This is a genomic window from Liquorilactobacillus cacaonum DSM 21116, assembly GCF_001436735.1.
Taxonomy (GTDB): Bacteria; Bacillota; Bacilli; order Lactobacillales; family Lactobacillaceae; genus Liquorilactobacillus; species Liquorilactobacillus cacaonum.
This window is the reverse complement of the sequence record NZ_AYZE01000017.1, coordinates 1-23263: the sequence shown is the minus strand read 5'-3', so window position 1 is coordinate 23263 and position 23263 is coordinate 1. Positions and strand designations below refer to the sequence as shown.

The following is a 23263-nucleotide window of genomic DNA, read 5'->3' as shown; positions in this document are numbered from 1 at the left end:
ATAGCATTATAGAGTTGATTAATTTAGTCTTTACAAATCCACCTATAATTTAAAAAAAGCTTATGGCCTACCCAACTTTTACTAGTAGGGCACTACATAAGCTTTTTATTATCAATGTCTTCTTGTTCTCATCCATACTCTGTACAAGGTTAATAGCCATGTGAATGAAATAATATACGTTGCACTTGTGAAAGCAACATGCATTCCATAAACAAAGATATCGGCATCTTGGGTAGGATAACTAGTTATTGTATGACCAATCTTTTGGCTCATAGCAAAATACAAAATCGTAGTTACTAAACTTGTTCCAGAAATCATACCCAAATTACGAGCAAGTGCATTCATTGCACCCGCAACACCCAGTTTTTCCTTAGGTGCGTTCGTCATAATTAGCGCATTATTAGGTGTTTGAAAAAACGACATCCCTACCCCACCTAATATCAACAATCCGCTAACAAAAAACGTTGATGTCGTTCCATTAACAATTCTCCACCCAAAAAAAGAAGCGGCTAAGATTGTTAATCCAAATAGTGTAACATACTCCTGATCAAAATGATCTGCGATATATCCTGATATTGGTGTACCTATTAACATCGTTACTGGCCAAATCATCATATAAAGTCCTGCAGTTCCAGACGAAATTCCTCTTAAATTTTCAAAATAAAAAGGAAGTAAAACGTTAATAAAAAAATTACTTGTAAATATCAAAAAAGCTGCAACTAAACTAATTGTGAATAAAGATGATTTAAAGATTGTTAAATCTAACAGCGGATTATCTACATGTAATTCATGTACTACAAAATATATTAACAAAAACAAAGAAATTATAAATGCTGACATTGGAACAACATGATTAAACCCTTGTTCTTGTCCTATGTTGACACCTAAAAAAAATATACTGATTGTTAAAAATAGACTAATTATTCCCGCATAATCAAAAGAAAGTTTCTTTGAATGGGATAATTCATGTGGTAATACTTTCATTCCAATAATAATGGCAATAATTCCAACTGGAACGTTTACCCAGAAGATATATGACCATTTAAAATGCTCAAGTATCAACCCACCCAATCCAGGTCCAGTAATAGTTCCCAGTGATACAAACATTGCGTTTAATGCCATCGCCCGTGCTCGCCTCTTTAAAGGAGCAGCACTCGTAATAATTCCAAAACTTGTGCTCATTGTCATCGCAGCTCCAAGTGCTTGAACAATTCGTGCAAAAAGTAAAAACCATAGTCCAAGATTAATTCCAGAAAGTAATGAACCAATTGTAAAAACATATGTTCCGATTTTAAAAACTTTGATTTTTCCTATTTGATCGCCTAAACGACCAAAAAAAGTCAACAATCCAGAAATTACTATTAAATAAATTGAAACTGTCCATGTTGCTTTGTTCATCGGTATCTGTAAATCTTTCGAAATTACAGGTAAAGCAATGTTAATAATTGATGAATCTAAAGTAGACATAAATGTAAATATACCAACCGCAGCTATCATAAGCCAAATATTATGATTTGACTCGTTTGTTTTATCTTTCATCTCAATTCTCCCTTTTTAAAAATTGCCTTATCTTAGTAATTCCCCCTAAACTTACTATCTTTTGCCAAACAAAAAGAGCTGTTTAGAATTTCTACAACTCTAATACCCATCAAAATTATTTTGGAAATTTTAAAGAACATATTTCTTAAGTGCTTCTGCTACACCATCATGATCATTATCTGTAGTAATTTCATCAGCCACATTTTTAACGCTTGGAATCGCATTACCCATCGCTACACCAAGGCCAGCAAATTTTATCATACTCAAATCATTTTGTTCATCACCTATCGCCATAATTTCTTCAGAAGATATTCCCAAAACATCTTTTAGTTTTGCTAACGCACTACCCTTGTTTACACCCTTAGCATTCGCTTCCAAATAAAATGGTGCACTCTTGGTAAACACTAGACTATCTTCTAATTTTGCAAATGGCGTCCAATCACTAATAGCTCTATCCAAGGTAACAGGCTCATCAATAAACATCGCTTTTATCAATTCAATATTTTCCATTTCAAGTGGTGTTCGATATGATACCCCTAGAGACACTAATGTACTTTCATAAATTGTATAGTATCCAATATCCTTATTAGCAGTGTAAATCCTATTTTTACTAATTGCATGAAAATGTAAATTAAGTTCTCGAGCTAAGTTCTCAAGTTTTAGGTAACTTTCATAATCTATTGGTTGCGTGTTAATTACAGTCCCAGTTGTTGTTTGAATCATCGCTCCACCAAAACTAACCACATATTGATCCTCTTGTCCATCAAGTTCAAGTTCTTTTAATAAATCCTTAACTCCTGAGATTGGTCTACCAGTACATATAACAATCTTAATGCCCTTTTGTTTTGCCTGGATAATCACCTGTCTAGTTCTTTTTGTCAATTCTTTTTGTGAATTAACTAAAGTACCATCAATATCAATCGCCACTAATTTTATAGAAATTGTAATCTCCTCCATTTCCTATATATCATAAAGCCATCTAATTTTAGCATAACTTTAATTTAAACAGCTGTAAAGTTTCTATCCATTTTTGCACACTTACTAAGTCATCCTTTTAGATAATTCCCTGTTACTTTTTATATCCCACCTATTATAGACATAACTTAATCTTATTCTATCATACATCATAATTTATTTTTTTTTTATTTTATGTTATATTACTTTTATTGTAACAACTAAAAGAAAGGAGAATTCTAATGGCTAATAATAGACTAAGTGATTTAATTCATATTTTAGTATACATTGAGATGCATGATCATAAAAAGCTCACTAGCGAACTTATTGCCAGTAGCTTGAATACAAATCCAAGTTTGACACGGAGAATGATGGGACAACTAAAAAGAGCAGGATTATTAGAAACTACTCAAGGTACTGCTTGCCCAAGATTAACTAGAAGCCCCAAGGAAATTACTATTTCCGATGTATACATGGCAACTTGTCCTGATTCACCACTTCTAAAAGTGGATAAAAACACTTCGAAAGAGTGTCAAGTTGGGCAAGTCATTCCAACTATTTTGAACAAATACTACCTAGAGATTCAGAGTACTACCGAATCAAAAATGCGTAAAATTACAATTGCCGATATTATAGATGACGTTCAGATGGATATTGAACACCATCAAGGGCGCAACAAACTTTTTGCAGAAATCGACAATTAAGCTTGACACATTATGTTATTTACGATTATACTAAGTCCAACAATTATTGAAGGGATGATTTGATTATGAGAAAGTCTAGTTTATTCATGTTAAATATTTCATGGCAAAGCCGGCATAGCGGATTGTAATTCGTAATTACACGGATACAATCTGGCAAACAGTTTGTATCTGTGCCGACTAACTTTCTTGTACTCAAAAAGAAGTCTGCATGGGTCTACACAGCAGGCTTCGGTTCAGGGCAACCAGGCATGCTGGTTTGCCCTTTTTATTTGCCCTAATTTATAAAAAATAGGGAGATTCAATAATTATGAAAAGACTTTATACTTTTATCGCAGCTTTATTTATTTTTCTAGGATTTGCATTTTTTTTAACAAAAAACGCTTCTTCAACTGCAACAACTTCAAAAAATAAAATTCCTACAATTGGTATTTTACAATTAATGACCCACCCTGCACTAAATGAAATACATCAGGGTTTTGTCGCTGGTTTAAAAGAATATGGGTATACTCCTGGAAAAAATATCAAGATTGATTTTCAAAATGCTCAAGGTGATCAAAGTAATTTGAAAACAATGAGTACAAAATTTGTTAACGAGAATGTTTCTCTAATGGCCGGAATTGCAACTCCTGCAGCACAGGCACTTGCAAATGTTGCAGGCAAAAAAACTCCTGTAATCTTGGCTGGTATTACCAATCCATCTGGCTCAGGTCTAGTTAAAACTGATAAACATCCTGGTGCTAATATTACTGGGACATCCGGAGAATCACCTCTACAGAAACAATTAGCCTTGCTTAAAAAAGTATTGCCTAATGTTAAAAAAATTGGAATTATTTATACTTCATCTGATCATGGTGGTACTTACAATGCCGAAAAATTTGCTGCACTTTGCAAGCAAGAAGGTATTGCTTACAAATTATATACAATATCTGGAACCAATGACATGCAACAAGTCGCACAACAAATGGTCTCACAAGTTGATGCAGTCTACGCTCCTCAGGATAATGAAGTTGCAGCAGCTATGAAAACATTAGTGGAAGTTGCTAACAAATCAAAGGTCCCCGTTTTCGCAGCAGCTGACACAATGGTCAAAGATGGTGGCCTTGCATCCTATGCAATCAGCCAATATAAATTGGGAAAAGTTGCCGGTGAAATGGCTGCACAAGTTCTTAGAGGAAGAAAAACCTCTAACTTCCCAATTGAATATATTACAAAGGGTGAGTATGTAATAAACACTAAAGAGGCAAAATTATTAGGTATTACATTGCCTAGTGATGTTGTAAAAAAAGCTGAAAGTAAAGGAGAAGTTTTCAAATGAGTATGATTGTTTCGAGTATCGGTCAAGGGTTACTATGGGGTATTTTAGGAGTTGCATTATTTTTAACATTTAGGATATTAAATTTTCCTGATATGACAGTTGAAGGAACTTTCCCGTTGGGAGCTGCCGTAACAACTACTGCCATTACAAAAGGAGTACCACCAATTCTTGCTTGTCTTTTAGGATTTGTTGCTGGTGCAATTGCAGGATTATTAACTGGTCTATTGTATACTAAGGGGAAAATTCCAATTTTACTCGCTGGTATTCTTGTGATGACAGCTTGCTTATCTATCAACCTTCGAATAATGGGAGGATCCAATGTCTCACTTTTGGGGAAACAGACCATTTTCTCAGCTCACTTTCTTGAAGCACTTCCAAAATATTTTGATAGTGTTTTTGTTGGCTTACTTACGATTTTTATCATCACAATTCTGTTGGTACTTTTTCTCCAGACTAAATTGGGACAAGCATTCATTGCAACAGGAGATAATCCTGTAATGGCTCGCTCTTTAGGAATCAACACAGACTCTATGACAATCATGGGACTAATGCTTTCCAACGGAATTATCGGACTTGGTGGTGCATTAATTTCCCAAAGCAATGGATACGCAGATGTCAATATGGGTATTGGCATAATTGTAATTGCTCTTGCATCAATTATTATTGGCGAAGTTGTCTTTGGGGAGCTCACACTCAATCAACGTTTAATCGCTGTCACACTTGGCAGTATTATTTACCGCTTTGTTATTTTACTCGTATTACAACTTGGGTTTAGCACGAATGACCTAAACTTATTATCAGCAATTATTCTTGCCCTTTGCCTAATGTCTCCAATCTTAAGCAAAAAGCTTAAATTAACCAAGATTATTACTCAAGGAGGCTTTAAAAATGCAAAGTAAACCTACACTTTCTTTGAAAAATGTCGTTACAACTGTTAATACTGGAACACCTTCTGAAAGTATCATTTTAAATAAACTTAATCTTGACATTTACCCCGGAGATTTTATTACTGTTCTTGGTTCAAATGGTGCTGGTAAGTCCACTCTCTTTAACACCATCACGGGTAATCTACAAATATCTAGTGGACAAATTCTATTAAATAATATTGATATTGCAAAAGAATCTGTTGAGAAAAGAGCACACTATTTGGGCAGAGTTTTCCAAGATCCAAAGATGGGCACAGCCCCACGAATGACTGTTGCAGAAAACTTAAATCTTGCATTACAACGAGGTGAAACACGTGGATTAACCCCTCGCCATTTGAATAAACATCAACCGTTGTTTAAAAAATTAACAGGTATCATGAGTAACAGCCTAAACACCAAATTAGATGTTGCTACACAGAATCTCTCTGGTGGACAAAGACAAGCACTCAGTTTTTTAATGGCTATTATAAAAAAACCGGAGTTATTATTGCTAGATGAACATACTGCCGCATTAGATCCCAAAACAAGTTTTCAATTGATGTCTGAAACGAACAAAGTAATTTCGGAACAGAATTTAACTTGTTTAATGATTACACATCATCTGGATGATGCTCTAAAATACGGAAACCGTTTAATCGTCATAGATAAAGGCAAAGTCGTTTTTGACGTTGCTGGAGCACAAAAAGACAATTTGACTAAAGAACAACTGCTGAACTTCTTTAATGATTTAGTTGAAGTCTGATTCCGTAATTTTAGCTATAGACTAGCCGCTAAAATTAGTGTCACAAAAAATTACAATACACTCCCATAAATTAAATTACTTATCGAATTTCTTACAAAAAGATAGGCCAAAATTACTTTTGGCCTATCTTTTTTCTTATTCTTGCATCTTTGAATCTATCTCTAAAAATTATCGAGAATAATATCTCATTCCCATTTCAAAGTCAAAAAAGAGCTAATACTAAATTACTAATACAATATGTTAACTAAAAATAACTAAACTGCTGTAACCAAACCTCTGTCATTTTTGCCAATTTTGTCTAGGTTGTATTTTATCTTCTTAGTTCAATTCTATCTTTTCAATCATAAATTTTTTCAAATTTTCAGAATCAATATCATATCCCAGTCCAGTCTGATTGGATACATTAACAAAAGTTCCATCGAGCTCAACTGTTGGCTTAATAATATCCGCATCATAATACCGGTGAGATGCTGCAATATCGTTTGGCAGTGTATACCCTGGCAAAGTTGCAATTGCCACATTTGCAGCACGCGCTATTCCAGAATCAAGCATTCCCCCACACCAGCATTCAATTCCATTTTTCATAGCTAAATCTTGAATTCTTTTTGCCATTCCTAATCCACCAACACGTGCTACTTTAATATTAATAATCTTACCACTTTTTAGTTGCACCATTTTCTCAACATCATCTAAACTGACAATACTTTCATCTAGACAAATGCTTGTTTTTAATTGAGCTTGCAATGCGGCATGATCAATCAGGTCACCTGGTTCTAAAGGTTGTTCAATCATAATTAAGTTTAAATCATCTAATTTTTTTAGCATTTCTATGTCTTTTAAACGGTATGCCGAGTTGGCATCTGCCATCAACATTGCCTCAGGAAAGTTTTTCCTTACAGCAGCAATATATTCATAGTCCTTCCCCGGTTTGATTTTCATCTTAATTCGACGATAACCATCTTTTATATAGCCTGCTACTGCAACAACTAAGTCTTCTGGTGAATTTTGAACACCAATACTTACACCCGTTTCAACCTTAACTTTATCTCCACCAAGTGCTTGTGCAAGAGTTTGATTCTTCTGTTGTGCATAAATATCCCATAATGCGCAATTAATTGCCGCTTTAGACATATTATTCATTCGAATATATGAAAAGATATCATAAATTTCATCAGGATGATTAATAGTAACATTCATAATCCGTGGAAGCATTTGTGTCCTTAACAATTCAAAACTTCCATCTCTAAATTCTTCATTGTAAAAAGGAACTTCCAATGCAGAAGATTCACCATAACCAATGGTGCCATCCTTATCTTTAAGCTCTAGGATTACACATTTCTTATACTTCATTGCTGCAAAACTAGTTTCAAAAGGCTTATTTAATGGTAAATCAACCTTATACATTTTCACACTCTTAATAAACATTACTTTATTCCTCCATTTATTTATAAATCAATTTCTGCGTTTTCTCTTGAAGCAGCCATTTTTTTTGTATCAAATGTTAGTGAAACAATAAATGATAGTGCCGCTGCAGCTACTAAAAATAAAAATGCTACACTATATGAGCCACCAAATTGTTCTACTAAAATACCAATCAAGATTGGTGCTAAAAACCCTGCTAATTGTCCTCCAAAGTTAACAATTCCAACAGAAGAGCCGTATGACTTTCTTGAAACTAATTGTGCGAACAATGCAAAGCAACCACTAAATGCCATTGATTTAAAAAAATACGTTAATACTTCAAATGAAATTACACCCACTAACCCAGTTGAATGATACATTCCAAACATAAATAAAGTAGTTAAAAGACTAGTCAATGCAATAAACCATTTTTCTTTTCCATTACAGAAATGAACCATCAGGTAACCACTCAAAAGTGCGCCAACCCCAGCTGCAACTGAGGGAAGTGGTACCATCCAAGCTATTCCAGCTAAATTAATATGTCTAACTTGTAACAAATACGTTGGCATCCATGAGTCCAATCCTTTAGTAATTACACTCAAGCCAAAAACTACAATAACAAATTTCCAAATTATTTTATTACAGATAACTTCTTTTAACGGTACTTTTTGAACAATAGGTGCTCCAGTTGCATCTTGTTTCTTAATGGGTCTTAATAAGAAAAAATAAACAATTATAAAAACAAATCCTAAAATCCCCATCAAGTGAAAAGCGTTTCTCCATCCAACTGTTGCAATAATTGGTGCAATCAAAAGCGGTGCAATTGCTGCTCCAGCATAGTTTGATGATACAATAGCTGAAGTTGCTTGAGCACGTGAATCATAGGTAAACTCCTCAGCGATTTGCTTTAGACTTGCTGATGGAAATGCTCCTTCACCTATTCCAAACATAATACGAATGATTAGCAAGGATGCCAATGACCATGCAAAACCAGTCATTATCGTAAAAACTGACCACATTGCGATTGCTACAACTACAGTTAATTTCGAACCAAATTTATCAGTAAGCCATCCTCCAGGAATTTGCATAAATGCATAACTGAAGAAAAAAGCACTAGAAACGACACCAAGTTGTGTTGTTGACAAATGAAATTCTGTTCCTATATAGGACAATGCAATATTTATTGCAGAGCGATCAATAAAACAAATTATAAATGCGATATAGATTAAAATAAAAGTCACTTTGGGCTTTCTTTTTTGTGCCATTAATTGATTCATATCCATTTCTCCTTCACATCTAACTAAACTGCTAGATTCTCAATTATTTTATTAACTAACATAATTCCTGTTCTAAAAGCAATCAATGTAAGATTTTCATTTGGAGCATGATTTGCTTGATCAAAATTAGCAAGTGGTATGGTATAAGTTGGCACTTGTAAAATATCAGTCCAAATATAATTCGGTACTGTACCTGGCATAACAGGTTCGACTAAGGCCACCCCATCAATTTCCTCTAAAGCTTTACAAATCCTATTAATATCAGGAGCTTCGCTTGATGTAAAACTCGCAGGAATCTCAACTAAATACTTAATTTCAAGTTCTTTACTTTTAATTTTCTGAGCAAACATCTTTTCAATTTCAGCTTTTATATTTTTAATATTTTGATTTTTTACTATCCTACAATCAACTTTTAAAGATGCCCGATGCGGGATAATTGTCTTCATACCTTTTTTTGTATAACCAGCTTCAATTCCTGAAATATTAAAAGTTGGTTCATACATTAATTTATGATAATAATCCTGTGAATTAATTGGTAGTTTTTTTACCCCCGTTTGTTTTTCAATTAGCTTGTAATCATATGGTAGTTTGGATAACCAAGTAATTTCTTGCTTATTAGGTTCTCTTATCCCATCATAAAATCCTGGTATTAAAACCTTGGACTGTATTTCATCGTACATTTTATTTACCACACTAAGTAGACTCAATGCAGCATTTTCCATAATATTTCCCATATTTCCTGAATGATTATCACGCAAAGCCGTATGGGTAACCATTTCGAACCCTAATGCTCCCCTATTACCTAGTCGCAAAACATGTTGCGCCTGCTGATTAATTGAACCATCAAATACAAAAGCTGAGTCAACATCTACTAATAAATCATCCAGAAGCTGAGCAATTGTCCCCGGCAAATGTGTACTTCCTTGTTCTTCTTCTCCTTCAATCACCAATTGAATATTAAAGGGGAAAGTCGGATGCGTCTTCTTATACATGTATAACCCAAATATCACTGCCATGAGCTGTCCTTTATTATCTCCTGTCCCCCGTCCCCAGAATCTGCCTTTCCTTTTTTCTAAAGTAAATGGACTACTCTGCCAATCATCAATACTTCCAGCTGGCATTACGTCATAGTGACCGTAAAAAAGCTTTGTAGCTAAACTCTCACCCTTGATTTTTGCAATAATAATTGGTGCCCCTTTAGTATCGATAACTTTTACATCAGCATCTAACATTCCTGTCAGCAAATCAGTCAGAAAAGAAATAATCGCATTTTGTTCCTTTCTTAATCCTTTTTCACTTTTAAAACTGATTATTTTTGCTAAGAGTTTTTCAAATTCTTTCATATGTTCTTCAATAAAATCAGTCACCAGCAAACTCACCTTTTTTAATTTTATTTTAATTTTAATGAAAATTATATTGCCATATCCTAATGTTGTAAAATACAATAAGTGTAATACACTATAACAATATAGTTATAAGGAGAGCTTAAACTATGCGTCTTTTACAATTACGATACTTTATTGCCGTTGCTGAAAATCAGAATATTTCACAAACTGCCAAAAAACTACATATTTCCCAACCTGCTCTCAGTCGCAGTATCAAAGAACTTGAACAAGAATTAGATGTCGAACTTTTCTCACGTAATAAACATTCACTGGAATTAACACCTCAGGGAAAATCATTTCAACATAATGTTGTACAAGCCCTCGATTTATTGGAAAACGCTATCACTAGTGCAAAACGTCTGAATGATTTAACGGCGCAAAGCATCACTCTACGTGTTCAACGAACATCTCCGCTCATTCCTGAAATCATACATCACATTCAGCAAGCAGTTCCCGAAATTGATGTTCAACTAGCACAACATGGGCTTGAAAGTGATTGGCTGGATCGTTACGATTTTGAGTTTTCTACCTACCCAATAAAAGGCAATAAAAACATTTTACTAGTAGATGAGGAAATACTAGTCGCTACAAGTATTAAATCGACGCTATCAAATCTTTCTACTATCGGTCTTGAACAATTAAAAAAAAGTAAGATTATTATGACCAACCCCACACCACTAAGAGACATCATCGAAGATTATTTCAAGAAATATAAATATCGGATCAATCCTGAATTTGTAACTAGCGACCTAAATACTCTATTTGGGCTAATTTCAGAAAATATCGGTGTCGGACTAGTTCCCGAAAAGTCATGGAATACTATAATTAATCAACCGATTCACTTAGCACATTTAGGGCCAGATATTCTAAAACGACAAATCTATCTGAGCTATCTCCCGTCTTTAGAAGGACGAAAATATCACAAAAATGTAAAAGAAGCGATTTTAAACTACTTTGAAAGTCTTGATAAAAAATAATAAAGAGACTAGTCCAAGGTATCTCTTGGACTAGTCTCTTTATTATGGTTTTTTTCAAATTACATTGATAATTATTTCATTTTTTCTTTTGAAAAAACTGGGCGAACCAATACTCCTAACAATACGACACCAATTGCAGCAACTATGACACCTGCTAAAACATTACCTGCCACAAAAATTCCTAATGCAGTTGTAGAAATCAATCCAAAGATAGTTAAAAAGATTCCTAATTTTTGAATCTTATTTAGTCTATTAAATTCTCGATAAAAACCTAATTCTAAGAGTAAAATCCCGATTACTGCAATAGTTCCAAATAGTACGTGTCCAAATAACATAATGATTTCCTCCCCATTTTCTCTTTGAATTCTAACGTTAAATATGAACTTGAGTATATCAACTATTTTAGTATCTCGTCAAGTACCTTGTACAAAATATTTCTAATGGTATTTTCTCATTAACTCAGCCAAGTGCACCTGTTGTGTAACAAATTCGTGAGTACGACAAACATAATCATGTTCACGTCCAATTTTTGCAATATAGCCATTAATATAATCTACTTCTGTAGGTCTTCCCTTAGAAAAATCTTGATACATGGAAGGATAATGATATTTGAGTGCATGACTTGTAGTTGTAACTGAATCAATTTCTTCTTGTCTGGTCTCTATTAGATAAATCCCAGCTCTTTCACATGCATCATATGCTTCATCAAACAACTGACGAGCCATTTGTGGAACACCCTCATACTCAATAAACTGTCCCATTTGAACTTCGAACATTGTACACAAAGTATTAACAACTGCATTGAAAACAACTTTCGACATACACATCCCAAGATAATCTTCTACAACAATAGGTCCTAAATATGCCTTTTTTAAGTCTGATACAAAACTTTCAACTTTTGGGGGAATACTTTTACTTGCGTACATCGCTAAATGCATAACTTCATCGCCTTGTGCACCCATAAAATCAACATTAGCCGGCCCATCTAGCCTAGTTGCTATCATAGCAGTCCCACATATTATTTTCTCGGGTGCAAAATACTTAGCAATTTTTTCAAAATGGCCCATTCCATTCATCGCGGAAAAAACATATTGATCATCATGAAAAAGCCCAGCCTTGGCATCGCGTGCGAGTTCTTCATCAAGTTGCATCTGTTTTTTAAAAATTATCCATACATCAGGATGACCTTGATATTCTTCTGGGTAATAAATATTAATTGGGACAACTCGCCGATTTTCATGATCTCTGGCAACAGAAACGCCACCTAATTCACGAACTTTTTCGACATTTGGTTCCCATGTATCAATGAAATCAACTTCAACTCCTGCGTTTTCTTGCAACATAACCCCGTAGCGATACCCCATTGCACCTGCACCAATAATTCCATACTTCATAATATCAACATCTCCTTTTTATTTTTAATACAAAAAATGCCCTTAGATTGATTTCATCATCAATCTAAGGGCATTTATAAACGCGGTACCACCTTTTTTCGAACTAAAAAGTTCATCTCAAAGGAAATAACAAAACTGTTATTCCAACTTCGTAATGGAAGTATCCATCTCGCCTCTAAAAGCAAGCTCTCAAACATAACTCTCGTAAATTAGTTTTGATATGTTCACACCACCACATATTCTCTAAGCAAAACTAAACTACTAATATCTACATTTGAATAAATTTAGTCTATCAATATTGGTATAAGTTTATCCTTAGTAACTTAGGATGTCAATCTTTTTTTAATAAAAAACTAATTTTAATTTCATTTTATATAACATTAACTTTTCTTCTAAAATCTATTGACTACAATAAAAAAAAGGATTAGACTTCACATATATTAAAGAAATATGAGATAACGTGTTGAGGAGAAGCTTTATTGATCAGTCGGATTTAGCGAGCCTTGTATTGGTGAAAGAAGGTATCCTAGATTAATAAAAATCATCTCTGAGCGTAGTGATTGAAATTACAATACATAGTAAATCACTTTGGGTGCACCCACTATAGTGCTGACGAATTGTTTTTTTAGTTCGAATAGAGACTCACTTGTGAGTGAACAAAGGTGGTACCACGCGAAGGCGTCCTTTAGACATTGTCTATTGGATGTCTTTTTTCATTTTCATTATAAAATCTCATAAAACATTATTAGGAGGAATTCTCATGAAATTTACAGTATTAGGCTCAGGCGCTATGGGTTATCGTTATGGTGTTTTACTTCAAGAAGCGGGCAATGATGTTGACTTTGTTGATACTTGGGAACCGAATGTTGAAGCTGTTAAAAGACAAAAGGGGGTCTATGTATCACGTGATCATGAAAATAAGCATCTCACCCCTATTAAAATGTTCTATCCAGAGGAATATACTGGTACACCTGATGTCTGGGTCGTTTTTGCTAAACAAATGCAACTGGAAAGTCTTCTTCAAAAAACGGCATCCAAATTTGATGAAAAGCAGTATGTCCTAACTTGTATGAACGGCATGGGACACGTCGAAAAACTACTGAAATACTTTAAACCTGAAAAACTAATTGCAGGAACTGCTCTTGTTGCAACTGTTTTGAATGGACCTGGAGACGTTGATTTTATTGGGGCTCGCGGAGCAGGTACAATGAATTTAGCAAATTATACTGAAAAGCCTGACGAAATGACCCAAAAAATCGTAACAGAACTAAAAAAAGCACAATTCAATCCAACTCTAACTACTAATTTTTGGGGAACCTTGATGGCCAAAGTTGTTTTTAATTCTGTCGTCAATACCCTTTGTACTCTCTTTGAAATCACTATGGGTGAATTTGCAAGTTATCCTAATGCAGATGAATTAAGCAGGCAGCTAATTAATGAAGCTTATGACGTTTGTGAACGTGCAAACATCAAAATGATCAATTCGCGTCAAGAAGAACTGGATAGCGTCAACTACGTATCAAAGATTGCAAATCCTCTTCACTACCCTTCAATGTATCAAGATATGTCACACAATCGTCCAACAGAAGTCGACTATATCAATGGGTACATTGTTAATTTAGGAAGGAAATACCGCTATGAAGCCACCACACATGCATTTCTAACACACCTAGTTCACTTGGCGGAGCACACCCGCCATCATTAACATGAATAACTAAAAGGTGCTCGCCAATCAGAGATTATTTTCTCTGCTATGTCGAGCACCTTTTATAATTAATACGTTAACGCTAATCTAATACCTTTTTAATTGCATGATTTACACTGTCTTTTTGTTCGCTAATTAATTTAACACGACTTTCAATTACTTTAACATCCATCTTAATCTCACGTGTCAATCCAGGCACCTCTAATTTTGGTTCAAAAAACGTCTTAAACTCAGTTAGTCTTGTCGTTGTTCTTAGAACTCTTGCAATTACCGTAATAAAAGTAGTAAATTCCATATCCCCACCAACTGTATCTTCCAACCATTGCCAATCATTCCTAATCCAGTCCCAAGCTAATTGCTCTCCAACAGAATTAGATAAAACTCCAGCAAACCAGGCACGTAGATCCTGTGGTTTAATAATATTGGCATCTTCAAATTTATCCACAAGCACTTTTAGAAAGGCAGTTTCTTGAGAACTCGTCAATGCTACACAGATATCCGACTTAAAGCTTCCATCAGATGATTGTCGATGTGCTTGAAGTAATTTATCAAATAATTTTGTATCACCATAATTAACAACTTCATTTTTCAATATCACCGCTCTGACATCTGCAGGCAAATTGGCTATTTGATTCTCGCTTGCATTAAATAAATCATGGGCTTGTTTTATAGCCATCTTGTTATCACCATAAATTGCAGCATTGACAACATATGGTCTTGTTAATTGATCATCTACAGATTCTTCTGACTTTTGAACCCATCCAAGTCTTTCAAGTTGAGCGAAACTAAGCTTATTATAAAGCCTTCTCAGATTCTTTTCTTCTTCACTTTTAGGAGTTACAAATTTACGTAAATTGCCAACAATACCATACAAAGCTTTATTAACCAATACATATTTACTATCTGCAAATTTTGTAAGCAAAGGTACAATTGTTTCATATGAAACAATATTTCCTTCGGCCAATAATTTTAAATCTTGGAGAATCTGCAATTGTGTAATTGCATCATATTCATTCGCATTTTCCAAAATATCCGATAACAAAGTTTGATCATATTTAACAATAAAATGGGCATTATTGCCAACGTTAATTTGGAGAGGAGCTTTATTACGTGATTTCAAACTAGCAAAGTTTGAAATCTTAATTTCTTTTTCGGACATAATAGCAGGAATCTCAGGATAATTGCTACTTAAAGGTATTTGCCATATTCTTCCTATGTCATTTCCCTCACCAATAAAGAATTGTTGCTGCGAAAGAATCAATTCATCATTTACAAGTTTTGCAGAAACAACAGGATATCCTGGTTGTTCTAGCCAAGAATTAACAATTGCTAAAATATCCATTCCTGATGCTTCACCAAGTGCCTGCCATAAATCCGAACCTGTCGCATTTGCATATTGGTGTTCCTTGAAATAATTTTTCAATCCTGCTCGTAACGCATTGTCACCAATCAAAGATCTGACCATAACAAGCATTCTTGCGCCCTTAGCATACACAATTGCCCCATCAAATAATGCATCAATTTCAGCAGGATTTTTGACTTGCACATGCACCGATTGAACACCATCAGTTGCATCTCTTTGGAGTGCCGCAGGATTTTCTGTAGCTTGGAATGTCTCCCAAATACCCCACTCTGGTTCTAATGCATCTATTGCAACATATTCCATCATATTGGCGAAACTTTCATTTAACCATAAATCATCCCACCATTTCATTGTCACTAAATCACCAAACCATTGGTGAGCTAATTCATGAGCAATTACAGTAGCTACTAATTGTTTCATATCAAGAGACGTATTATCTGGATCGAGTGTCAAATAAACTTCACGATAAGTTACCAACCCCCAGTTTTCCATCGCCCCTGCAGAAAAATCAGGTAAAGCAAGTTGCCATGAATGTGGTAACGGATATGGTGTCTCATAAAAATCTTCATAAAATTCAATAGATCTTTTAGCAATATCCAAACCAAAGTCCAATTCTTTAGCCTTATGAGCCTTTGTGGCAAAAACTCCAATTTTTACTCCACTTTTAGTTTCTGTGTATTTTGCCTGTAAATCGCCAAATGCAAAAGCAACTAAATAAGTCGACATACGAACTGTAGTGTCAAAATAATGTACCCCATTTTCCACATGGTTCTCTGGCATATTTGCAAGTGTAGTCTCACCTTGCTTTTCATCATACTTGAGTGCCAAAGAAAAAGTTGCCTTAGCCTCAGGCTCATCAACACACGGAAAAGCTTGACGTGCAAAATTTGTTTCAAATTGTGTACCGATAATTTGTTTCTGAACACCATCGATTTCATAATAAGACGGGTATATTCCCATCATTGAATCAGTCAACTTTGTCTCATAACCAATCTTAACTTCAACTTCACCCGGTTTTTCAACAGTCAGACGAAGCGCATCACTAGCTGTATCTAGTACAAACTCTCTAGGTTTCCCACTTACTTCAACTAAATTAATATTCAAATCTTTTTGATGAATTGCAATATCCGTACTTTTTGCAACTCCGGTTATTTTTGTTGTTCCTTTTATCTTTTTTGTTTCCCGATTTACATCAATATAAATATCGTAATGTGTTGGTTGGAAATCATTGTAGAATCGTGCTATTTCAGTCATATTTTCTCCCCACTTTATTAGAATAATATCATTATACATCCTATTCAGAGTAAGTTAAAACTTGAAAATTGATAGCATTTCAAAATTAATGACAAAATCCATGAAAACATCATTTTAAACAATCACTCTTTTATTATACTTTTAGCTTAAATTCCTTGTAGATAAACAAAAGCCTGCTGTGCAGCTTGTCTTCCAAAAACAACCGTTTCTGCAATTGAGTTGCCACCAATTCGATTATTACCATGTAATCCACCTGCAACTTCTCCAGCTGCAAATGCACCGGAAATTACATATCCATTTCCATCTAAGATTCTGGTTTTCTCATCAACATGTACCCCACCCATCGTATAATGAACAGCTGGTGCAACGTGAATTGCATAGTATGGCCCAGCATCTAATTTGTTGTTCATTCCGGTTTTTCTTCCAAATTCAGTATCCGCTTCTAGCGCAACTGCTTCATTCCATTTTGTTAGAGTTGTGGTTAGATTTTGCTTATTGATTTTTAAAATCCTGGCTAACTCAGCAATAGTAGTTGCACTTTCTACTAACCCAATATGGTTGTAGAATTCAATAGCTTTAACACGTTTTCTGACTTTTTCATCAAAAATTAAGTAGGCACTCTTTGATGTTAGCGCGGTAATCGCTTGTGAAACAATTTTTCTTGTGTCCAGTTCATCTACAAATCGTTTTCCCTCATCAGAAACAAGAATAGCTCCCTCACCACGAACTGTTTCACCTATCAAATATGCATGCGCCGTATCTTGTTGAACTGTTGGATGAATTTGTATCATCTCCATTTGAATTAATTCAGCACCTATTTCTTGTGCTAACAATAATCCATCACCAGTCGCTCCGCTATGATTTGTTGTCTGATATTTTAATAACTCTGGGCGATATTTCTTTATCCATTCATTTCCGGCTCCAAACCCGCCTGTTGCAATAACAACTGACTTTCCAATAATAGTTTTTTGTAAATTCTCACCTACGCTAATAACTACTTCCATTTCAGTAACATTCTTTTTCAAGTGTTCGACTTTAATCTGTGTAAACAAAGGAATTTTGTCTTTTTGAATGATACGCAACAATCCACTTATTAGGTACGCTCCAACTGGTGCAGTTGAAGCTGGTCGATGTGCTCTTTTTTTACTCATTCCACCTGTTGTTGTTAAATCTGTCAGTTCTATTCCATGTGAAGAAAGCCATTCAATTGCCAATGACGCATGAGTAGAAAAATATTCCAACATTTCTTGATTATTTAACCTTCCTCCACCTTGATAAGTCTCATTGTAGAATTCCCTAAAACTATCGACCACTCCATTAGACAGCTGTACCTGTGTTTCAGCCGCATTCATTCCTGAGGATGCACGATTAGTATTTCCACCAACCCTATTCATTTTTTCCAAAACAACCGGTTTAAGACCAAGCTCGTACGCCTGAATTGCACAAGTTAGTCCTGTACTCCCAGACCCAATTATTATTACATCATAGACATCTTTTAGTTCTTTCAAATCATTAGGTTCAAAAATAAACTTTTCACTCAATCAAATTTCTCCTTTCAATATCTTTAAGTCTTAATTTACTAGCACCTGTAGCCTTTTAATTTTGTTCTATCATTGTCATTTTTTTAGGATCAACCCACTTGTCAAAATCAGCCTCTGAAATTTCCCCAGACTCTAACGCTGCCTCTTTCAAAGAAATCCCCTTTCTTTGTGCTAATTGTGCAATTTCTGCACTTTCATGATACCCAATATGTGGTGATAAGGCTGTTACCATCATCAATGAATTATTTACCAAATCTGTCATTTTCTTCTCATTAACAGTCATTTTAGAAATCATTTTTTCGTTAAAGCCCTTAATTGTTTGCGTTAATAACTCAACTGATTCCAAAAAAGCATCAATGATTAATGGTTTATACACGTTCATTTCAAAATTCCCTTGAGAAGCTGCAACTGTAATAACAGTATCATTTCCCATAACTCGAATTGCTGCCATAGTTATTGCTTCTGCTTGTGTAGGGTTCACCTTTCCAGGCATAATAGAAGATCCCGGCTCATTAGCAGGTATATTTAACTCCCCATATCCTGCACGAGGCCCACTTGCTAAAAATCTTACGTCATTTGCAATTTTAAGCAAATCGGATGCAAGTGTTTTTAACGTTCCGTGAACCGCATTAATCGCTGAATGTGCTGCTAGGCCATAAAACTTATTATTTTCTACATTGAATTCATAGTGATAGTAATCGTTAATGTTATCGTTCACGATTTTTGTAAATTCTTTTGTAGTGTTTAATCCCGTTCCAACTGCTGTGCCACCAAGAGGTAATTCAGTTAAGCTCCCTTTTATATTAATAATAAAGGTCAAATCATGTTCCAACATGCTCACCCAGCCACTAATCTCCTGACCAAAAGTTAAAGGAGTTGCATCTTGTAAATGAGTTCTCCCTATCTTTACAGTTTCCCAATATAAATCTTGCTTTTTTTTCAATTCACTGATTAAGCTCTTAATCTCCACAATTAAATTTTGTAAAGACTGTATGGCTGCAATATTCATTGCAGTAGGAAAGACATCATTGGAACTTTGTCCCATATTGACATCATCATTTGGTAAAATTTCAATTTTACTGTTTAAAGTCTTTGCCATATGTGCAATTACTTCATTCACATTCATGTTAGTCTGCGTGCCTGACCCTGTCTGGTACACTTTGAGTGGAAAATCTTTTCTTAATTTGGAATCTTTAAGTGCTAAAAGCATATCTACTGCCTTAACAATTAGTGTTTCTTTACTACCATCTAATTTTCCAAGCCTATGATTTGCAGTTGCCGCTGCACTCTTAATTACTAATAATGCTCTAATTAACGTAAGCGGCATCTCATTTCCAGCTTTAAAATTTTGTCGACTTCGTTCTGTTTGTGCACCCCATAGTGCAGTTGCTGGAATACTAACTTCGCCAAGCGTATCACTTTCGATTCGAAAATCCATCTTAAACACTCCTTTTAAAAAGTTTGTTAATCATTACACAAGAAATTTTACAACAAAACTTAATTTAAATCATCCTTATTCCATGTATATACATTCTAAAAATTTATATTGTGGTTGCCTTCAAAAATAATTCCCTCTGGTTTTATAAAATTCACATTGTATTTTATAAAACTTAGTGCTATATTATTAGATAATATGAGCATATATTCATATTAATATGGGAGGGGGCTTAGTTATGGAGGAATCAAAAACTACAAGTTTACGTTTTTTATCAGTTACAATCTTAAATATTTTGATTACCTTTTTTGAATTACTTGGTGGCATCGTTTCGGGGAGCCTTTCGCTAATATCTGATGCATTTCATAACTTCGGTGATACTTTTTCAATAGTTTTGAGTTATCTTGCTAACAGACTTGGAAACAAAAAGGCAACACCAAAAAATTCCTATGGCTATCGTCGTGCTGAAATTATTTCAGCCTTATTCAATTCTATTTTATTAATCTTAATTTCACTCTTTTTGCTAATAGAAGGTATAAGTCGTATTCAACATCCTGAAAATGTGAAAAGTGGTCTAATGTTTTGGGTCGCTGTCATTAGTTTTTTTGCAAATTTAATCGCTGCTCTTTTACTTCATACGGGTGCACACAATAACCTCAACATCAAAGCAACATATTTACATCTTTTGAGTGATTCACTTGCTTCAATTGGTGTTATTATTGGCTCTATCCTTATTTACTTTTTTAATTTAACTTGGATTGATCCCTCCATTACCATCCTAGTATCTCTATATATTGCCTATGAATCTCTTCCAATCATCAAACAGACTTTTTCAATTTTGATGGAAGGCTCACCAGACATCAATATCGAAAAAGTAAGGGAGGATTTACTATGCATTCCTGAAATTAAAGATGTTCATCATTTTCACTCTTGGTCAATCAACGAAAACGAGCTAATAGCATCTGTTCATGTCAACCTACCTAATCTATCTCTTAGTGAAATTGAAAAAGTGTATAGCAAAATTGAACAGATTTTAAAGAAAAAGTATAATATTAGCCATATCACAATTCAAGCCGAGTGTACAAGAGGGCTAAAGAAAGCAATGTGTCTTTCAGCTGAAGATGAAAATGACATTGATTTAAAATTAAATAAATAAAAAACTAGTTCAAAGTTAGGTGGAAACCCTAAATTAAATTGAACTAGTTTTTTGAATATATTAACTATTTTGACTCAAGAAATCCAATGCAGCTTGATAATTGGGTTCATTTGTTTGCTCAACAATAAGTTCACAATATGCCACTTTCCCTTTAGAGTCCAAAATCCATATACTTCGTGCATCAACAGCACCATCATCCACAAAAATCCCCATACTCTTACCTAAATTTCCATTCTCGTCAGAGAGTAATTTCATTTTCTTGACACCCTCCGCAGCACACCAGTCCATTTGTTGTTCTGTTGAGTTAGTTGAAATGGTCAAGAAATTAATTTCTGGAAATTTATCAACATCCTGATTGAATTTCTTTGTAGAAATGCTGCATACACGTGTATTAATATCAGGAACAAAACTAATTAATGTATAGTTGCCAAAAATATCCCCATTTTGTACAAAACTTTCTTGCGTATTTTTCAGTTTAAAGTCAGGAAAAATTGTTCCAATTTTTATTGGTTCTCCGTTAGTCGTTGTTGGCTCTTCATGTCTTGTTATCTTCATCATAAACATTCCTTTCTTGCTAGTTAATATTGTATGATAGAAATTAAAATAAGCGCAAGCATTTAAGCTGATACTTCATAGTTTTTAAAATAATTTTTAGGTTCTATGAGTTAATATGTAATTCTACAGTTTTGCAACCCACTTTAATCTGTAACAGTATTGTAACAAGGATCTTTATTGCTTACAGTACATATTACTATATTTATTTGCTATACTGTAATTATTCTTATATGTCAATAATAAAATAAACTTTAAAAAAAACTTTAATAAGGAAGTGACCTTTTTGAAAAAACGTAAAGATCGAATTGCTCATCAAAAATATTTAGAGCAAATTAAACACATAAGAAGTATAAGTAGAACTGCCTCGTATGTTGGGACCGGCTTTTTACTTGGGTCTGCATCGCTCCCTATCTTTAAAGCAAAAGCAGATACTACTGTTTCCCAAAATATTGCTAGCTCTACTAATTCTGCAGTTTCATCTGACTCTGTTTCTTCTAACAAAATAACAACAAATACCGACACTACTTCTGCAAATAACAGTGTCACAAGTTCAAGTGCTGCAAGTTCAAGTGCTGCAAGTTCAAGTGTCGCAAGTTCAAGTGCTGCAAGTTCAAGTGCTGCAAGTTCAAGTGCCGCAAGTTCAAGTGCCGCAAGTTCAAGTGCCGCAAGTTCAAGTTCTACTTCCTTAGACACTTCTTCTTTAACATCAGTTCCTGTCAAAGTTGCTACATTTCTCAACAACATTACAAGTTCTGCTCAGCAAATTGCTCAACAATACAATATTTACGCTTCTTTGATGATTGCTCAAGCTGCTATTGAAAGTAGTTGGGGTAGTAGCACTTTATCTACAGGAGCTCACAATCTCTTTGGAATCAAATATTCCGGCTCTGGTAGTTATGTTACTATGAATACTTCAGAATATTATAGTGGAGCATACCATACAGTCGCTGCTAAGTTTCAATCATACAGTAGCTATAGTGATTCTTTGGTTGCTTACGCCAAATTAATAGCTAATAATTTCAGTAACTCTACAAAAGCTAATTCTTCCACAGTTTCAATTGCTGCAACAAATCTTACTAATGGGAAATATGGTACATATGCTACTGATCCTAGTTACGCAGCAAAACTCATGACTATCATTAACACTTACAATTTAACTAAATATGATACTACTAATTCTACTAACAATAGTTCTAGTTCAACTAGCAACACTTCTTCTAGCTATACTGTTAAATCCGGCGATTCTTTGTGGGCGATTGCTAATAAGTACGGTATCTCTGTTGCAAACTTGAAGAGCTGGAATAGTCTTTCGTCTGATACTATTTACGTTGGACAATCTCTTAAGGTCTCTGATTCTTCTAGTTCTAATAACAGTAGTTCTAGTTCTAATAACTCTTCTTCAACTAGTTCTAGTTCAACTAGCAACACTTCTTCTAGCTATACTGTTAAATCCGGCGATTCTTTGTGGGCGATTGCTAATAAGTACGGTATCTCTGTTGCAAACTTGAAGAGCTGGAATAGTCTTTCGTCTGATACTATTTACGTTGGACAATCTCTTAAGGTCTCTGATTCTTCTAGTTCTACTAACAGTAGTTCTAGTTCTAATAACTCTTCTTCAACTAGTTCTAGTTCAACTAGCA

Annotated in this window: 19 protein-coding genes and 1 other annotated feature; of the genes, 8 read left to right on the top strand and 11 right to left on the bottom strand. The window is 34.5% G+C overall.

Annotated elements, in window-relative coordinates; all coding sequences use genetic code 11:
- Positions 1–111: 111 nt before the first annotated feature.
- Together FC80_RS08785 and yidA are read right to left on the bottom strand one after the other, a co-directional pair.
- The gene (locus FC80_RS08785; protein ID WP_057829768.1) at positions 112–1539 is read right to left on the bottom strand and encodes an MFS transporter; all 1428 of its coding nucleotides are present in this window, start codon (positions 1537–1539) and stop codon (positions 112–114) included.
- A gap of 129 nt (positions 1540–1668) precedes the next feature.
- A complete protein-coding gene (gene yidA, locus FC80_RS08780) occupies positions 1669–2496 on the bottom strand; it encodes a sugar-phosphatase (RefSeq protein ID WP_057829767.1) in 828 nt (275 codons plus the stop codon).
- Between the two features lie 239 nt (positions 2497–2735).
- Here yidA and FC80_RS08775 point away from each other — a divergent pair, with 239 nt between their 5' ends.
- From FC80_RS08775 to FC80_RS08760, 4 genes are all read left to right on the top strand, one after another.
- Positions 2736–3197 (top strand): Rrf2 family transcriptional regulator, encoded by a 462-nt coding sequence (locus FC80_RS08775; protein WP_057829766.1) that lies wholly within the window; start codon positions 2736–2738, stop codon positions 3195–3197.
- A 307-nt stretch (positions 3198–3504) separates the two neighbouring features.
- Positions 3505–4512, top strand: a complete 1008-nt coding sequence (gene trpX / locus FC80_RS08770; protein ID WP_057829765.1) for a tryptophan ABC transporter substrate-binding protein — start codon at positions 3505–3507, stop codon at positions 4510–4512.
- On the top strand, positions 4509–5411 hold the full coding sequence (locus tag FC80_RS08765) for an ABC transporter permease (RefSeq protein ID WP_057829764.1): 903 nt from the start codon (positions 4509–4511) through the stop codon (positions 5409–5411). The genes trpX and FC80_RS08765 overlap by 4 nt, the downstream gene beginning before the upstream one ends.
- Positions 5401–6180: an ABC transporter ATP-binding protein gene (locus FC80_RS08760; protein WP_057829763.1), complete on the top strand. Its 780-nt coding sequence runs from the start codon at positions 5401–5403 to the stop codon at positions 6178–6180. The genes FC80_RS08765 and FC80_RS08760 overlap by 11 nt, the downstream gene beginning before the upstream one ends.
- A gap of 318 nt (positions 6181–6498) precedes the next feature.
- Here the strand turns inward: FC80_RS08760 and menC are convergent, their stop codons facing one another.
- From menC to FC80_RS08745, 3 genes are read right to left on the bottom strand one after another with little or no spacing between them, the layout of a single operon-like run.
- Positions 6499–7605, bottom strand: a complete 1107-nt coding sequence (menC, locus tag FC80_RS08755) for an o-succinylbenzoate synthase (RefSeq protein WP_057829762.1) — start codon at positions 7603–7605, stop codon at positions 6499–6501.
- Positions 7606–7625: 20 nt separating this feature from the next.
- Entirely contained in the window at positions 7626–8864 is a 1239-nt protein-coding gene (locus tag FC80_RS08750; RefSeq protein WP_083486966.1) for an MFS transporter, read from the bottom strand.
- 17 nt (positions 8865–8881) lie between these two features.
- Entirely contained in the window at positions 8882–10225 is a 1344-nt protein-coding gene (locus FC80_RS08745; RefSeq protein ID WP_057829761.1) for a M20/M25/M40 family metallo-hydrolase, read from the bottom strand.
- Positions 10226–10350: 125 nt separating this feature from the next.
- Between FC80_RS08745 and FC80_RS08740 the strand changes: the two genes are divergently transcribed.
- On the top strand, positions 10351–11220 hold the full coding sequence (locus tag FC80_RS08740; RefSeq protein WP_057829760.1) for a LysR family transcriptional regulator: 870 nt from the start codon (positions 10351–10353) through the stop codon (positions 11218–11220).
- Positions 11221–11291: 71 nt separating this feature from the next.
- On the opposite strand, the gene FC80_RS08735 is transcribed toward FC80_RS08740, so the two are convergent.
- Positions 11292–11555, bottom strand: coding sequence for a hypothetical protein (locus tag FC80_RS08735; RefSeq protein ID WP_057829759.1), 264 nt, complete (start codon positions 11553–11555; stop codon positions 11292–11294).
- Between the two features lie 102 nt (positions 11556–11657).
- The gene (locus tag FC80_RS08730; RefSeq protein ID WP_057829758.1) at positions 11658–12614 is read right to left on the bottom strand and encodes a ketopantoate reductase family protein; all 957 of its coding nucleotides are present in this window, start codon (positions 12612–12614) and stop codon (positions 11658–11660) included.
- A gap of 454 nt (positions 12615–13068) precedes the next feature.
- Positions 13069–13303, top strand: a binding site (T-box leader).
- A 71-nt stretch (positions 13304–13374) separates the two neighbouring features.
- Between FC80_RS08730 and FC80_RS08725 the strand changes: the two genes are divergently transcribed.
- On the top strand, positions 13375–14319 hold the full coding sequence (locus FC80_RS08725) for a ketopantoate reductase family protein (RefSeq protein ID WP_057829757.1): 945 nt from the start codon (positions 13375–13377) through the stop codon (positions 14317–14319).
- An 82-nt stretch (positions 14320–14401) separates the two neighbouring features.
- Here the strand turns inward: FC80_RS08725 and FC80_RS08720 are convergent, their stop codons facing one another.
- From FC80_RS08720 to FC80_RS08710, 3 genes are all read right to left on the bottom strand, one after another.
- Positions 14402–16936 (bottom strand): M1 family metallopeptidase, encoded by a 2535-nt coding sequence (locus FC80_RS08720; protein WP_057829756.1) that lies wholly within the window; start codon positions 16934–16936, stop codon positions 14402–14404.
- A 146-nt stretch (positions 16937–17082) separates the two neighbouring features.
- Complete coding sequence (locus tag FC80_RS08715; protein ID WP_057829755.1) at positions 17083–18477, bottom strand: flavocytochrome c; 1395 nt, start codon at positions 18475–18477, stop codon at positions 17083–17085.
- A 55-nt stretch (positions 18478–18532) separates the two neighbouring features.
- Complete coding sequence (locus tag FC80_RS08710) at positions 18533–19915, bottom strand: class II fumarate hydratase (RefSeq protein ID WP_057829754.1); 1383 nt, start codon at positions 19913–19915, stop codon at positions 18533–18535.
- 235 nt (positions 19916–20150) lie between these two features.
- Here FC80_RS08710 and FC80_RS08705 point away from each other — a divergent pair, with 235 nt between their 5' ends.
- Entirely contained in the window at positions 20151–21068 is a 918-nt protein-coding gene (locus FC80_RS08705; protein ID WP_057829753.1) for a cation diffusion facilitator family transporter, read from the top strand.
- 60 nt (positions 21069–21128) lie between these two features.
- On the opposite strand, the gene FC80_RS08700 is transcribed toward FC80_RS08705, so the two are convergent.
- Positions 21129–21623 carry a thiol peroxidase gene (locus FC80_RS08700; protein ID WP_057829752.1) on the bottom strand — a complete coding sequence of 165 codons (495 nt, stop codon included), beginning with the start codon at positions 21621–21623 and terminating at the stop codon, positions 21129–21131.
- A 283-nt stretch (positions 21624–21906) separates the two neighbouring features.
- Between FC80_RS08700 and FC80_RS09740 the strand changes: the two genes are divergently transcribed.
- The coding region (locus FC80_RS09740; protein ID WP_162260509.1) for a LysM peptidoglycan-binding domain-containing protein at positions 21907–23263 on the top strand (1357 nt) is incomplete at its 3' end.